Origin of the sequence: Brevibacillus agri (genome assembly GCF_004117055.1) — a bacterium.
Lineage (GTDB): Bacteria > Bacillota > Bacilli > Brevibacillales > Brevibacillaceae > Brevibacillus > Brevibacillus agri.
Window position 1 is genome coordinate 3294842 of the sequence record NZ_CP026363.1, and the last position, 12450, is coordinate 3307291.

Below are 12450 nucleotides of genomic sequence, written 5' to 3' on the forward strand. Positions count from 1 at the left end.
TTTGCTATCTCGCTGTACTGGTAGCGTGGTGGGCAATGCCGAACGCCAAAGCAAAAGCCAAACTCCCTCCCTGGCACTGCGGAGGCATTCGGCTTTTGTGGCATGCGCTGCCTAGCGCAATTTTCGCTCCATGAAAATGGCGCCGTCGAGCGGATTGAAGATGTACGGCTCTATTTCATAAAATCCGAAAGCGCGGTACAGCGCCTGCGCGCTGGTCATCCTTGCCAACGTATCGAGCCGCATGTAGTCGTACGAAAGCTGCTCCGCTTTTTCGATAATCATCTGGATCAGCGTTTTCCCGATTTTCAAGCCGCGATACCGATCGCGGACGTACAGCCGCTTCATCTCGCAAATCCGCTCGTCGCTTTTGCGCACGGCAATGCAGCCCGCCGCCTCCCCGTCTACCAAGGCGAGGAGCAGGGCGCCATCTGGTGCTGCGTACTTGCCGGGCAGCGCCTTGCACTCTGCTTCAAAATCTTGAAAGCCGAGATCGAGTCCGAGCGATTCCGTATATTCGCGAAACAGTTGCTTCACTGCCTCGAGCTCTTCCTTGTTTGCTTCGGTCAAAAAACGATACTCCACCATGCTTTCTCCACCCTTTCCTCTCTGTAGCTCCGCTGTGCCTATTTTTTGATGTTGTGGACGATGTACGTCAGCAAATCGTCGCCTTGCCACAAGGAATCCAGCGATTCGTTGCCCAGCTTGGCGCTCACGACCTTGAGCACCATGTCGTGGCGGATGTATTCCTTCGCCAGCAAAATCAGCATCGGGTCGGTCGTCTGAATGGCCTGCGGCACTCGCCCGTCCAAAAAGCTGCCGATCAGCACCTCTTTGTCGTCCTGAATGACAATCGTCAGCCTTTGGCCCATCCTCTGCCGCTCAATCGAGGACGAGTCCTGGCGGTGATAGAAGGCGTGCCCGAACGAAGGCGTTTCCTGGTCGGCAAACAGCAGCGAAAACATTCTGACTCCTTGGGCAGCCGCTTCCTCGGAAGCCTCGCGCAATTCGTCCAGCTCCTCTTCCCACGCCGACAGCCACACCTCTTCTTTTGCCGAGCGCAGCAAGCTCTGCATGGCAGCCAAGATGTTCGCCCGCTCCTCCATATGCTGGATGACATGAACCTCGACCGGCTTTTCAATGACTTGCAGCTCTTGCTCCAAATAGTCAATCGTTTGTTCGTGCTGCTTTTTCAGGTTGGTCATCAGCTCTTTGATCGGCACGGGACGATAAGTCGGCGGCTCCGTCCGCAGCTCGACAATCGCCTGCTTGCTCACCAGCTTGGCAATGACCGCATACACCATCGAGCGCGGCACGGCACTTTTTTTGCTGATCTCGTACCCGTTTAAAAGCGGCTCCTTCAGCAGCGTCATGTACACCTTCGCTTCATTTTTGGAAAAACCGATTTCCTCAAACTTGTCCAGTAACGGTTCCATAGCTACTCCTTTTTAGTAGTAATAGATATTACAACTATAAAAGAACGCGCGCTGCAATGCAATATCGTTTTGCTGATCGGCAATCGAGATTCACGGAGGCCGCTTCTCAAACGGTCTGGAATCATGCCCGCCTGCGATCTGCTCTGTCACAGAACCGATCCTTTTTGCGTTTGCTTCGTATGTTTTCGTAACGAGATCGTCTCGCTTCGGAGGTGTTCCATGGGTTATTTCTCGCTTGCTTGACCATTGGCTTTCGTTCGAGCTGCTTTCGCCAGTGGCGACAGTCCTGCTACTGCTCTATTGGGGACGACTTCATGGCGGTTTCATTAGAAAAATTCGCTGCGCCAATGGCTTGGCGAGCCTTCGTTGCCCTTATACTGGAACAATCTTATCAATGCCTTATCTGTACAAAAAAACCGTCGCTTTGCACATTGCGCAAAGCGACGGTTTCGTCTCGTGTGTGATGCTATTCGTTTAGCCGACTTGCTGCAGCAGCTTTCCCCGCAGTTTGGCGAGCATGTCTTCGGTCATTTTGTCCAGATCGTACTCTGCTTTGAAGCCCCATTCGTTCATGGCGGCGGTCGCGTCGATCGAGTTTGGCCAACTGTCCGCGATCGCCTGGCGCACCGGGTCTACCTCGTAGGAGAGGGTGAACTCCGGAATGTGCTTGCGGATCGCAGCCGCTACATCTTCAGGCTCGATGCTCATTGCCGTTACGTTGAACGCGTTGCGGTGAATCAGCTTGGAGGCGTCGGCTTCCATCAAGGTGATGATCGCGTTCAAGGCGTCTGGCATGTACATCATGTCCATGTACGTGCCTTTGGCGATGTAGGACGTGTACGCGCCTTCCTGAATCGCCTTGTAGTAGATGTCAACCGCATAGTCGGTCGTGCCTCCGCCTGGAGGAGCCACGTACGAGATCAGGCCAGGAAAACGAACGCCACGGGTGTCTACGCCGAATTTTTGATAGTAGTAATCGCACAGCAGCTCGCCGGACACTTTGTTCACCCCGTACATCGTCGTCGGGCGTTGAATCGTGTCTTGCGGCGTGTTGTCTTTCGGCGTGGAAGGCCCGAAAGCGCCGATGGAGCTTGGGGTGAAAAACTGGCAGTTCAGCTCGCGCGCAGCCTCCAGCGCATTGACCAGCCCGCCCATGTTCAGGTTCCAGGCGAGCAGCGGCTTCGCTTCGGCTGTAGCCGACAGCAGCGCAGCAAGATGCATGATCGTATCTACCTTGTGTGCTTTTGCCAGCTCGAACATGCGGTTTCCGTCTGTGACATCCAAAATCTCAAATGGCCCGGACTGTACCACAGGATCGTCTTCTTTTTTGCGGATGTCGGTCGCGACAACCTGATCGGCTCCGTACACTTCGCGCAGCTTCATGATGAGCTCCGAGCCGATTTGTCCCAATGCTCCCGTTACTAAAATCTTTTTCATGACAGGATCCCCATTTCTTTCCCAACTTTTTCATAGATGCCAAGGGCGCGATCCAGCATTTCCTTGGTGTGGGCAGCCGTCGGCATGTTGCGCACGCGACCTGTTCCTTTTGGCACGGTCGGGAAGACGATTGCCTTGGCGTACACACCTTCTTCGTACAGGCGTTTGCTGAATTCCTGCGTCTTTTGTTCGTCGCCGATGATGCAAGGCGTGATCGGTGTTTCGCTGTCCCCGATGTTGAAGCCAAGCTCCTTCAAGCCTTTTTTCAGGTAGTGGCCGTTATCCCACAGTTTGTCGTGCAGTTCGGTGCTGCTTGTCAAAATGTCAATAGCGGTAATGCAAGCCGCCACATCTGCTGGCGTCAGCGCCGTCGAGAACAGGAACGGTCTGCTGCGCACTTTGAGCCAGTCGATCAGCTCCTGGCGTCCTGCCACGTAGCCGCCGACTACCCCGATCGCTTTGGAGAGCGTACCGATCTGGAAGTCGATTTTGTCAGACAAGCCAAAGTGTTTGACGGTTCCAGCGCCTTTGCCAAGCACACCCGAGCCGTGGGCATCGTCTACATAGGTGATGAGGTCAAATTCTTCGGCAACCTCCACGATTTCCGGCAGTTTGGCGATATCGCCGTCCATCGAGAATACGCCGTCCGTAATGACCATCAGTTTTTTATATTTGCCGGACTCTTTTGCTTCCTTCGCTTTGGCGCGCAGGTCGTCGATGTCCGAGTGGTTGAAGCGAATAATTTGCGCACGCGAGAGACGGCAGCCGTCGATAATCGAAGCGTGGTTCAGCTCGTCGGACAAAATCGCATCGTCCTTGTCCATGACGGCAGAGATGGCTGCCATGTTGCAGTTAAAGCCGGACTGATAAGCGATAGCTGCTTCTGTATGTTTGAAGGCAGCGAGTTTTTCTTCCAGCTTCACGTGCAGATCGAGCGTACCATTGATGGTGCGCACCGCTCCTGCCCCGACTCCGTATTTTTGCGCAGCGGCAATCGCGGCATCTACCAGGCGCTGGTCTGTCGCCAGTCCCAGGTAGTTGTTCGAGGACAGGTTAATCAGTTCTTTTCCCGCAATGGTGATGACAGGGCCGTTTGCGCTTTGCAAAGGATCGATGACGTTGTACAGACCTTTGCTTTTCAAATCAGCCAGATTTTCATGTAAAAAGTGCTCCAATGTTTTGCTCGCCAACGAGAATCCCTCCAGCATCCAGCCATCGGGCTTTACACCTGTCCGATCGGGGAAGTAATTTCCACGAAAACAAATGTACACCCTATGCGGACATATTTTTCTTGTATAAATCGCATGAAATCAACCTTATTTACTGATAGGTTACCACCATTTACTCGAAATGTCCATATGACAAAGACATAAATGGTGGCGCTTTCACCAAAAATGCCTAATGCGCTCTTTCATAAGTTCTCCTTTTGCTGCGATCTTAGACAAAACAGCGGCGATGATCCCGGCGGCTTAGAAAATTTGGCTGTGTAGTGTCGTGGCATGATGATTCGAAAATGACGTTGTGGGGCCTTTGGCTTTTAAAAGCCTCCTTCATCGGGGCTTTGGTGTGGCGAGGAAAGAGACGAAATCGCTGTAGCTTCTTGGGCTCCCTGCTGGGGGTATCACTGCCCGGCTCCGGGGGAAAAAGCGAAACCGCGTCCAAAAGTGGTTGATTCAGGTAGCCTCTCAGAGTTGGACGCTAAAAGCGTGTTTCGCTTTTTTCCCGGAGCCTCGGTTGGGAGCCCAAAGAGCTTTCGCGGATTTCGTCTCTTTCCTCGTCAGGGGCTAAGGGGAATAGGCCCTTTTGCGAACCTTTTTGAGAGCTATGAATGTACCTGCTCTCAACCGTACAAAAATGATTTCGAGACGCGTTTTGTCTTGGACATCTTGCTTCTTGAACTCCGCACAAAAATCACCCCCGAACGACAGAAACAGGAAACAGGAGAAAGCAAGCGAAGGTCTTTGGGACTCCTACCGAGCAGGAGGGGAAAAAGGAAAACACGCTTTTAAGCGTCAACGTGAACCTACTTCTTTTGAATCCTCTACTTTTGACGCGGTTTTCCTTTTTCACCGGAGGCGGACAGTTCCCGCTCCCCCGCTAGAGGCCCAAGTACCTGTAGCGCTTTCTCCTGTTTCCTCCCACCACTATCGCGACGATCAACCGTATTCCAAGCTGCCAGTCCGCCTTGATCCCCGCAGCCCGTAACAAAAACCTCATTCTCGCCTAAATATAAACCACCTTAGCTGCACCAAATCGCCAAGCAATCGCTAAAAACCTCTGTCCCCAAAGGCCCAACGCTTGCTTTCCCCCTACACTCGAAGTCCCGCTATGTTGCACGACTACTGGATAAGAACAAAAAAACCACGCCCCCTTTATCAGACGGAGCGCGGCCCTGGACTACTTTTTGACTTTTTCCGATTTGAGAATGCCTGGCTTGCAGTCCGACGTGCGGACAAAGCCGTCGCCTTGAAACCGATGGGTCATCAGCGACTCGACCGGCTGCCCCAGGCGAAAATGCTGATCGACCAACAGCCCCGCATCTTCTGGCGTCACGTTCTGGTACCAGATGCCTTCCGGATAGACGATCACGACACAGGCATCCTCACATCGTCCGTTGCAGCGCGTCCGGCTTGTATGTACGTAATCATCCAGGCCCGCCTCCGCAATCGCTTCCCGAATCGCAACGGTGACCTCTTCTCCCCCGCTGCGCATACAGCTTCCGCCATTGCAGAGCAAAATATGGTGGCGCGTCCGCGACAAATCCCATGTAGCCACTCTACATCCCTCCCAGCCAAAAAATCGTAATCATTACGTTTTAAACACCTTCCTACTATACCTGCTTCCCATCATGACTGTAAATAGCGCAATTTGCAATTCCCAGAACGTTGCCTTTTTGCTAGAATATATGTTCGTACACAACGATTACAAAAATGACGGGTGGTGGATCACATGTCCGTAACCAAACAGCGGGATGCCTTGCAGTTGCTCCAGACAGTCGGATCGTTTCCCTGGTATGTAGAAAAATTTATCGACCACAAAAAAACGAAAAAAAGCTCGCCTTCCACCTTGCTTGGCTATTTGCGCGACATCGCCTTTTTCTTTCGCTGGATGATGACCGAAGGCTTGACCACGGCAACAGACATCAAGGACGTGTCCCTCTCCGACTTGAACGAGCTGAAAAAGGAGACGGTGGAAAGCTACATCTTATATTTGCAGGAGTCGCACTTGTACGAGCGCTCCGCCCTGCTCACCAACCCGACGCGCAGCGCGAAAAAAGAGTACAGCGACCGGACGATCAGCCGAAAAATTTCCAGCTTGAAGTCGTTGTTTCATTATTTGGCTGCGCTGGCCGAAGATGAAAACGGCGACGCGTATTTGAAGCGCAATGTGCTGGCAAAAATCGAGCTGGATGCGACTGAGCTGACGCCGCTGGCCCGCGCTCACGCCATCCGCGCAAAAATTTTGATCGACGAGGAAATTTACCAGTTTGTCGACTTCGTTTACAACGGCTATTTGGCCCACTGCAACACCGAAAAGAAGCGGCAGTACCACCTGCAAAACCGCGACCGCGATACCGCCATGATCGCGCTGATCCTCTCCGGCGGCTTTCGCGTCTCCGAGATCGTCAGTCTGGACTTGTCCGACATCGTGATGGAAAAAAACCAACTGAAAATGGTGCGCAAAGGAAAAAAAGAGGACGCTCCCTTTTTCAGCGACTGGGGCAAGGAGCATTTGGCCCGTTACCTTGCCTTGCGCGACAAATACCATCCTGCCCCGCAAGAAACGGCCGTTTTCCTCGCCGTATCGCCAACGAAGCCACACGGCCACCGCATCGAAATCCGCTCCGTGCAAAAGCTGGTCAAAAAATATGCGAAAGCGTTCGGGATTCCCGATTTGTCCGTACATAAGCTGCGCCACAGCTTCGCCACGCAGTTTTTGCGGCTGAACCCGGACCCGCATCAGTTGCAAGCCCAGCTTGGGCACTCGAAAATCGAAACGACGATGCAGTACGCCCACGTCCTGGAAGACGCGCTGGAAAAAGCGGTCAACCGCACGACCTGACAATGCGAACAAACAAACATGACCAATCAGCTTTCGCCCCTGCGCCATAGCTGATTGGTCGTTTTGCTTTCTGTGCCGTTCATGCTCCTGTGCTCCTACAACCCGGCTGATCGTTGCAGACGTTTGGCAATCTCGATAAAATCTTCGCGCGACACGCCCGGCGCAAACTCCTCCGGCAACTCATCGAGGTCTGGAACCGGGCCGCCATCGGGAACGCCCTGAATGACCTCGGCTGTGCCGCCGTCCGGCAATGGACCGCGCCAGATCAAGGCGATATCCTGGTAATCCTGATAGCTGAACGTAAACAGCTTGCGGTTCAGCCCCATGGCAATGTACGGATGGGTGGCGTCAAACTGGTCATTGTCGAGATCGGGGATGGGGAGCATTTTCGTCAGGTCTACCCCTGTGGCGATTTCCAGCGCTTTGGCGTAGGCGACGATGTGCACGCCGCCTCTGACCAGCAAGTAGCCGATCATGGCTCTCGCCGTCGGGTGATCGGTCATCTGGTACACCCTCATCTTGTGCGTCCGCGCCCCGCATTCGAGGAAAAAGTTGTGCAACAGATCGAGGACGAGGTTGCCGCTGGTGAAAACGTAATCACCCGTCCACGATTTTCCCATGGAATCCCCGGGCAGCGCCGTCTGTGCCGAAGCAATGAAATGATACGTATTGCGTTTGTTCAAGCCGTTGGACAGCGGTGTCGTATCCGGATCACCTGGCCGGGTAATGCCTTTCATGCACAAATTGATCGCATTGGACACCAGTTCGACGTGTCCTACCTCTTCCGCCGTAATGCTTGCGACGAGGTCGTAAAACGGCTTCAGCTTGCGCTTGCCGCGAAAATTGAACGATTGGTACAAGTAGTTGTTCAATGTCGACATCTCGCCAAAACGACCGCCCAATAGCTCCTGGACGGCCGCAGCGGCGTTGGCGTCTCCGTATTCCGGCTCAGGAAGCTCGATAGCCAATCTATTGATCCGTGTAAACAACGCGATTCCCTCCCCCGTCATACTCCTACCTTTACTGTTTTATGTCGGGGCAGGGTTGTATCATGCCATTAACCCGGCATGACCCAGACGATTTGCTGGATGCGCACCAAAAACGTAGAGCCGCCCACGCGCAAAGCCACGTGATCCGGCATGACGTTGACGACGTTGCCACGGAGGTTTCCCTGGGTCGTTTGAATGACGACATCACGCTGTACCACGCCGAGCAAGGTTTGATACAGAAACGGGTCGATCAACGTCGACATCGAAGGGGTGTTCGATCCCGACTGGGGTTGGTAAGGATACGCACTCATGACGTTCTGGACTCCTTCCTGTAGTTCCTCACTTTACCTTATGCAGCGCGTGGCGCTTGGGTGAGTGCCCAGGCTGTCCGGGATGGTATCACAGGCCCGTGGCGATTGATGTCGATGGAGCGTGTACTGCGTCGCCCTGCGACTTTTGTCCGCTCGAGCAGCGCATGCAACGCCTCCCCTTGCAATCCGTGACGCTCCATCAGCGTCACGCACCGCGTCACCCCATCCGAACCGACTGGCAGCATACCCCACGCCGTCATGCGCCGGAAGCGGACAGCATGGCGTTGCGCGCAAGGTCTGTTTCACAACCTGTCAGCCCGCTTTTGACCCAAACGAAAAAAGTCCCCTGCCCTATCGACAGAGGACACTCTTCGCTTGTTACTGCTTCAAAGCTGGCTTCAGCCCGCTCTGTGCCTTGACCACGACTTGCTCCTGCTTCGCCTGCTTGAGCGTCTCCTGGTCGATGACGTGCAGTTCGGCCATTCGGTCCAGCACCACCTGCTGACGCGCTTTGGCCTTTTCCCAATGCTTTACGGGCGAGTAGGCCTCCGGCGCTTTCGGCAAAGAAGCGAGAATCGCGGTTTCTCCCATGGTCAGCGAGGTGGAGGCGCCAACGCCCGGCGCTGCGACCGGCTTGCCGAAGTAAAACTCGGCCGCTTCGCCGATGCCGTAGTGCCCATGCCCGAAGTAGATGACGTTCAGGTACATTTCCAGCAGTTCTTTTTTGCTGTAGCGCTGCTCCAGTTGCAAGGCGATCGCCATTTCCTTGATTTTTCTGCCCATCGTTTTGTCATGGGTCAAAAACAGGTTGCGGGCCAATTGCATCGTGATCGTGCTTCCGCCCTGCACGTAGGCGCCTTCCCGCACATCTACCCAGATCGCGCGGGCCAGACCGTACGGGTCCACCCCGGGATGTTGCATATAGCGATGGTCCTCAATCGCGACAAACGCCTTCCACACGTAGTCGGGCATCTCATCCAGCTTGACGTAGACGCCCTTTGCCGGATGCTGGACAGCCGCCAGCTTCTGCTCGTCAATCCACAGGTTTCCTGCCCAGGTGAGCAACAGCGGGGCCAGAATCGCCGCCACCAGCATCGCGACAAGCACGATGCCCGCTCTTTTTCTCCAGGAAACGCTCCGTTTTTGCGAGCGCTCCCTGGCCGTTGCTGCTGTTGCTGTATATGGTTTCGCATTTCCTCCTACCGGAACGGAAAGCTGGTTCATGCCGCATTCCCCCTTGCCTTCTCTGACAACTCCATTGTAGGGAATGCGCATGTTTTCTCCCATCGAATCCACTTACAGCAAGCTTACAATTTCGTAAGGCGCACGTTTTTTTTAAGAGCGGAGCGTCTTCGCTTCCTGCTGGCGCAGCTCGATGCGCCTGATTTTGCCGGAGGTCGTCTTCGGCAGCTCCTGGACAAATTCGATCTTGCGCGGGTATTTGTACGGGGCTGTCAACGTTTTCACGTGATCTTGCAGCTCCGAGACGAGTCCGTCGGAAGGGGCATGGCCCTTTTTCAAAATAACAAACGCTTTCACAACGTGTCCGCGCTCGGGATCGGGGCTTGCGACCGCCGCACATTCGGCTACTGCCGGATGCTTGACCAGCGCGTCCTCCACCTCGAACGGCCCGATCGTGTACCCGCCGGAAATGATGATGTCATCCGAGCGGCCCTCGAACCAGATGTAGCCGTCCTCGTCCATGCGGCCCTGGTCGCCGGTGACGTACCAGTCGCCCCGGAACGCTCGCGCAGTGCGCTCAGGATCGTCCAGGTACCCTTTGAACAGCGCCACGAGGTTGCGGTCGATCGCAATATCCCCGACCTTGCCGACAGGCAGCTCGTGGCCCTCCTCGTCGATAATCGCGATGCGCACGACCGGCGAAGGCTTGCCCATCGAGCCGGGCTTTGGCTCCATGCCGACGAAGGTCCCGACCAACAGCGTGCTTTCCGTCTGTCCGTAGCCATCGCGCACCGTCAACTGGAACTCGCGGCGGAACGTATCAATCACTTCGCGGTTGAGCGGCTCCCCTGCCGAGCATGCCGAGCGCAGCGCTTGCAGCTTGTACTCGCCCAGATCGGATACTTTGGCCATCAGCCTGTACTCGGTCGGAGTCGCGCAGAGGACGGACACCGGGTATTTTTGCAAAATCGCCAAATAATTTTCCGCAACGAACCGCCCTTTGTACACAAACGCCGTCGCTCCCATCCCCAATGTCGAGACGAACGGACTCCAGATCCATTTGGCCCAGCCAGGGCCTGCTGTCGCCCACACCAGGTCGCCTTCGCGCACGTCGAGCCACTGCTTTGCCGCCACCGCCAAATGCGCGAACGGCCAGCCGTGGACGTGCATAACCCCTTTCGGACCGCCCGTAGTCCCGGACGTATAGGACAAAAATGCCAGTTCGTCCGCATCCGTATCTACTGCCGTAAATTCCTCGGCCTGCCCTTCCATGATTCCCGCCAGGGCTACCCAGCCTTCTTTCCCTTCGCCTGTCGTAATGTAGTGCGCCAGACTGGGACAATTGCCGCGGGTCTGATCGACCTCGTCCAGCACGCCCTCGAAGCTGATGACAGCCTTGGCCTTGGCGTGGTTCACCCGGTACTCGATGTCCTTGTAGCGCAACATTTCCGAGCCGGGCAAAATGACCGCGCCCAGCTTCAGCAAAGCGAGGTACAGCCCGTAGGCGAGCGTCCCGCGGGAGACGAGCACAAGCACCCGGTCCTTTTCCCCAATCCCGACGGAACTAAGCGCATTCGCGATCCGGTTGGAATAGCGGCGCAGCTCCTCATAGGTCAAAACTCGTTCGTTCCCTTGCTCGTCCAGCTCCCAGACAGCGCGTCTCTCCGGATTTTTTCTGGCCCACTCATCCACTTGTACGGCGAAATTGTATTTTGCTGGCATGTTCAATTGCAAGTGAAACACCCCCACGCTTTTTAAGTATGTAGAATATAGAAGTTCTACATTTTCTCAATATTTCCTCTTTACTGTCTATTCTAACAAAAATTTATCCGTGGAGCATTGCAAAAATTGGCAAGCGCCGCACCCGTAACAATTCGCGGCGTTCTGCGTCAAACATAACAAAGGCTCTCATGCACACGAGCACGAGAGCCGACTGAACGGTGTTTACCGTATGCAGTTAGGGGAGCCTTTAGCGGCTACAGGACGCGTTTGATTTTGACCACGCGCTTCTCCCAGTTCGTTCCGTCGAACTTGGAGTACGTCACGCCCGGGCTGCCGTACGTGTGCAAAATTTTGCCGTCTCCGGCGTAGATCGCCACGTGCGTAATCCGGTCAGAAGAGCTGTTGACAGAAGCCTTCATGAAGACCAGGTCGCCTTTTTGCAAGTTCTTCTTGGACACAGTCGTCCCTACGGTCGATTGCTGGTGGGAGTCGCGCGGCAACGTGATTCCCGCTTCCTTGAAGACGCGCTGGGTAAAGGACGAGCAGTCAAACGTCTTGGTCGTGCTGCTGCTGGAGCCGTATTTGTACTTCGTGCCCATGTATTTCTCGCCGATCTTGATGACCTTGTCGGCCAGATTGCTTGCCGGTTGCTCCGGCTTGCTGCCGGAATTGTCGGAAGAGCTTGTCTCATCCAAAATGCGGCGTGCGCCGACGAACTTATTGCTGTATTCCGAATAGCTTTTCAGGACGACGGCATCCTCGCTTTGAGAGGAGTAGACAAATTGGTCATTGCCTATGTATATGCCCATAAATGTGGGGCTTCCTGTTCCATTGGACGAGAAGAACACCAGGTCTCCCGGCTCTACGCTGTTTTGGGAGACTTTTTTGCCTGCTTTGGACAAGCTCGAAATCGTGCTGCCAATGGAAATGCCGATTTGCTTGTACGTGTACGTAGCCAGCTCTGCAGACCCGAACTGTTTTGGACCTTTTGCTTTATATTCATAATCTTTCCCAATCAAAGATGTCGCGATCTGTACAACATCAGACTGTTTCGAATCTTGCGTCTTAGCGGCCGCCTGTCCAACTTGACCACCCATTAACAGGGACGTACTCAGCATGACTGCTACTGTTGACTTCATTACCCAATCTCGTTTCGTCACTTTCTTTTCCTCCTTGTCATGTTGTGGCACCCGTCGTGGGTACATGGACAGATTACCCCAGGAGGAAACGGGAGGATAAGACCGTAAAATTTACCAATCATGGAATTAGTAGCATCGGACTAATCAGAAAACAAGGCGCACAACAGGCCATTCC

General features: G+C 54.5%; 12 protein-coding genes. 1 reads left to right on the plus strand and 11 read right to left on the minus strand.

Translation table 11 applies throughout. From position 1 onward, the window contains the following. Positions 1 to 111: 111 nt before the first annotated feature. From BA6348_RS16070 to BA6348_RS16090, 5 genes are all read right to left on the minus strand, one after another. Positions 112 to 585, minus strand: coding sequence for a GNAT family N-acetyltransferase (locus BA6348_RS16070; protein ID WP_122953433.1), 474 nt, complete (start codon positions 583 to 585; stop codon positions 112 to 114). Between the two features lie 38 nt (positions 586 to 623). Beyond that, on the minus strand, positions 624 to 1433 hold the full coding sequence (locus tag BA6348_RS16075) for a TrmB family transcriptional regulator (RefSeq protein WP_005836526.1): 810 nt from the start codon (positions 1431 to 1433) through the stop codon (positions 624 to 626). 474 nt (positions 1434 to 1907) lie between these two features. Then, positions 1908 to 2870: an L-threonine 3-dehydrogenase gene (locus BA6348_RS16080; RefSeq protein WP_005836528.1), complete on the minus strand. Its 963-nt coding sequence runs from the start codon at positions 2868 to 2870 to the stop codon at positions 1908 to 1910. Further along, a complete protein-coding gene (locus BA6348_RS16085) occupies positions 2867 to 4078 on the minus strand; it encodes a glycine C-acetyltransferase (protein ID WP_007783508.1) in 1212 nt (403 codons plus the stop codon). Before BA6348_RS16085 ends, BA6348_RS16080 begins: the two co-directional genes overlap by 4 nt. A gap of 1189 nt (positions 4079 to 5267) precedes the next feature. Next, positions 5268 to 5645: a (2Fe-2S) ferredoxin domain-containing protein gene (locus tag BA6348_RS16090; protein ID WP_122953434.1), complete on the minus strand. Its 378-nt coding sequence runs from the start codon at positions 5643 to 5645 to the stop codon at positions 5268 to 5270. 174 nt (positions 5646 to 5819) lie between these two features. Between BA6348_RS16090 and xerS the strand changes: the two genes are divergently transcribed. Next, a complete protein-coding gene (gene xerS / locus BA6348_RS16095; RefSeq protein ID WP_005833472.1) occupies positions 5820 to 6932 on the plus strand; it encodes a tyrosine recombinase XerS in 1113 nt (370 codons plus the stop codon). Between the two features lie 95 nt (positions 6933 to 7027). Here the strand turns inward: xerS and BA6348_RS16100 are convergent, their stop codons facing one another. From BA6348_RS16100 to BA6348_RS16125, 6 genes are all read right to left on the minus strand, one after another. Further along, positions 7028 to 7921: a manganese catalase family protein gene (locus BA6348_RS16100; protein WP_005833473.1), complete on the minus strand. Its 894-nt coding sequence runs from the start codon at positions 7919 to 7921 to the stop codon at positions 7028 to 7030. A gap of 68 nt (positions 7922 to 7989) precedes the next feature. Continuing rightward, positions 7990 to 8232, minus strand: a complete 243-nt coding sequence (locus BA6348_RS16105) for a YuzF family protein (protein WP_005833474.1) — start codon at positions 8230 to 8232, stop codon at positions 7990 to 7992. A 38-nt stretch (positions 8233 to 8270) separates the two neighbouring features. Further along, the gene (locus BA6348_RS16110) at positions 8271 to 8477 is read right to left on the minus strand and encodes a hypothetical protein (RefSeq protein WP_141333629.1); all 207 of its coding nucleotides are present in this window, start codon (positions 8475 to 8477) and stop codon (positions 8271 to 8273) included. 133 nt (positions 8478 to 8610) lie between these two features. Next, on the minus strand, positions 8611 to 9456 hold the full coding sequence (locus BA6348_RS16115) for a transglycosylase domain-containing protein (protein ID WP_051998912.1): 846 nt from the start codon (positions 9454 to 9456) through the stop codon (positions 8611 to 8613). A gap of 111 nt (positions 9457 to 9567) precedes the next feature. Next, on the minus strand, positions 9568 to 11148 hold the full coding sequence (locus BA6348_RS16120; RefSeq protein ID WP_007783498.1) for an acetate--CoA ligase: 1581 nt from the start codon (positions 11146 to 11148) through the stop codon (positions 9568 to 9570). A gap of 242 nt (positions 11149 to 11390) precedes the next feature. Next, positions 11391 to 12296: a C40 family peptidase gene (locus BA6348_RS16125; RefSeq protein WP_122953435.1), complete on the minus strand. Its 906-nt coding sequence runs from the start codon at positions 12294 to 12296 to the stop codon at positions 11391 to 11393. Between the last annotated feature and the right edge of the window lie 154 nt (positions 12297 to 12450).

Excerpts from the sequence above, each read along its gene's own strand:
- BA6348_RS16075 (WP_005836526.1), bottom strand. The coding sequence starts at position 1,433 with ATGGAACCGTTACTGGACAAGTTTGAGGAAATCGGTTTTTCCAAAAAT.
- BA6348_RS16080 (WP_005836528.1), bottom strand. The coding sequence starts at position 2,870 with ATGAAAAAGATTTTAGTAACGGGAGCATTGGGACAAATCGGCTCGGAG.
- xerS (WP_005833472.1), top strand. The coding sequence starts at position 5,820 with ATGTCCGTAACCAAACAGCGGGATGCCTTGCAGTTGCTCCAGACAGTC.
- BA6348_RS16110 (WP_141333629.1), bottom strand. The coding sequence starts at position 8,477 with ATGCTGCCAGTCGGTTCGGATGGGGTGACGCGGTGCGTGACGCTGATG.
- BA6348_RS16070 (WP_122953433.1), bottom strand. The coding sequence starts at position 585 with ATGGTGGAGTATCGTTTTTTGACCGAAGCAAACAAGGAAGAGCTCGAG.
- BA6348_RS16105 (WP_005833474.1), bottom strand. The coding sequence starts at position 8,232 with ATGAGTGCGTATCCTTACCAACCCCAGTCGGGATCGAACACCCCTTCG.
- BA6348_RS16115 (WP_051998912.1), bottom strand. The coding sequence starts at position 9,456 with ATGAACCAGCTTTCCGTTCCGGTAGGAGGAAATGCGAAACCATATACA.
- BA6348_RS16085 (WP_007783508.1), bottom strand. The coding sequence starts at position 4,078 with ATGCTGGAGGGATTCTCGTTGGCGAGCAAAACATTGGAGCACTTTTTA.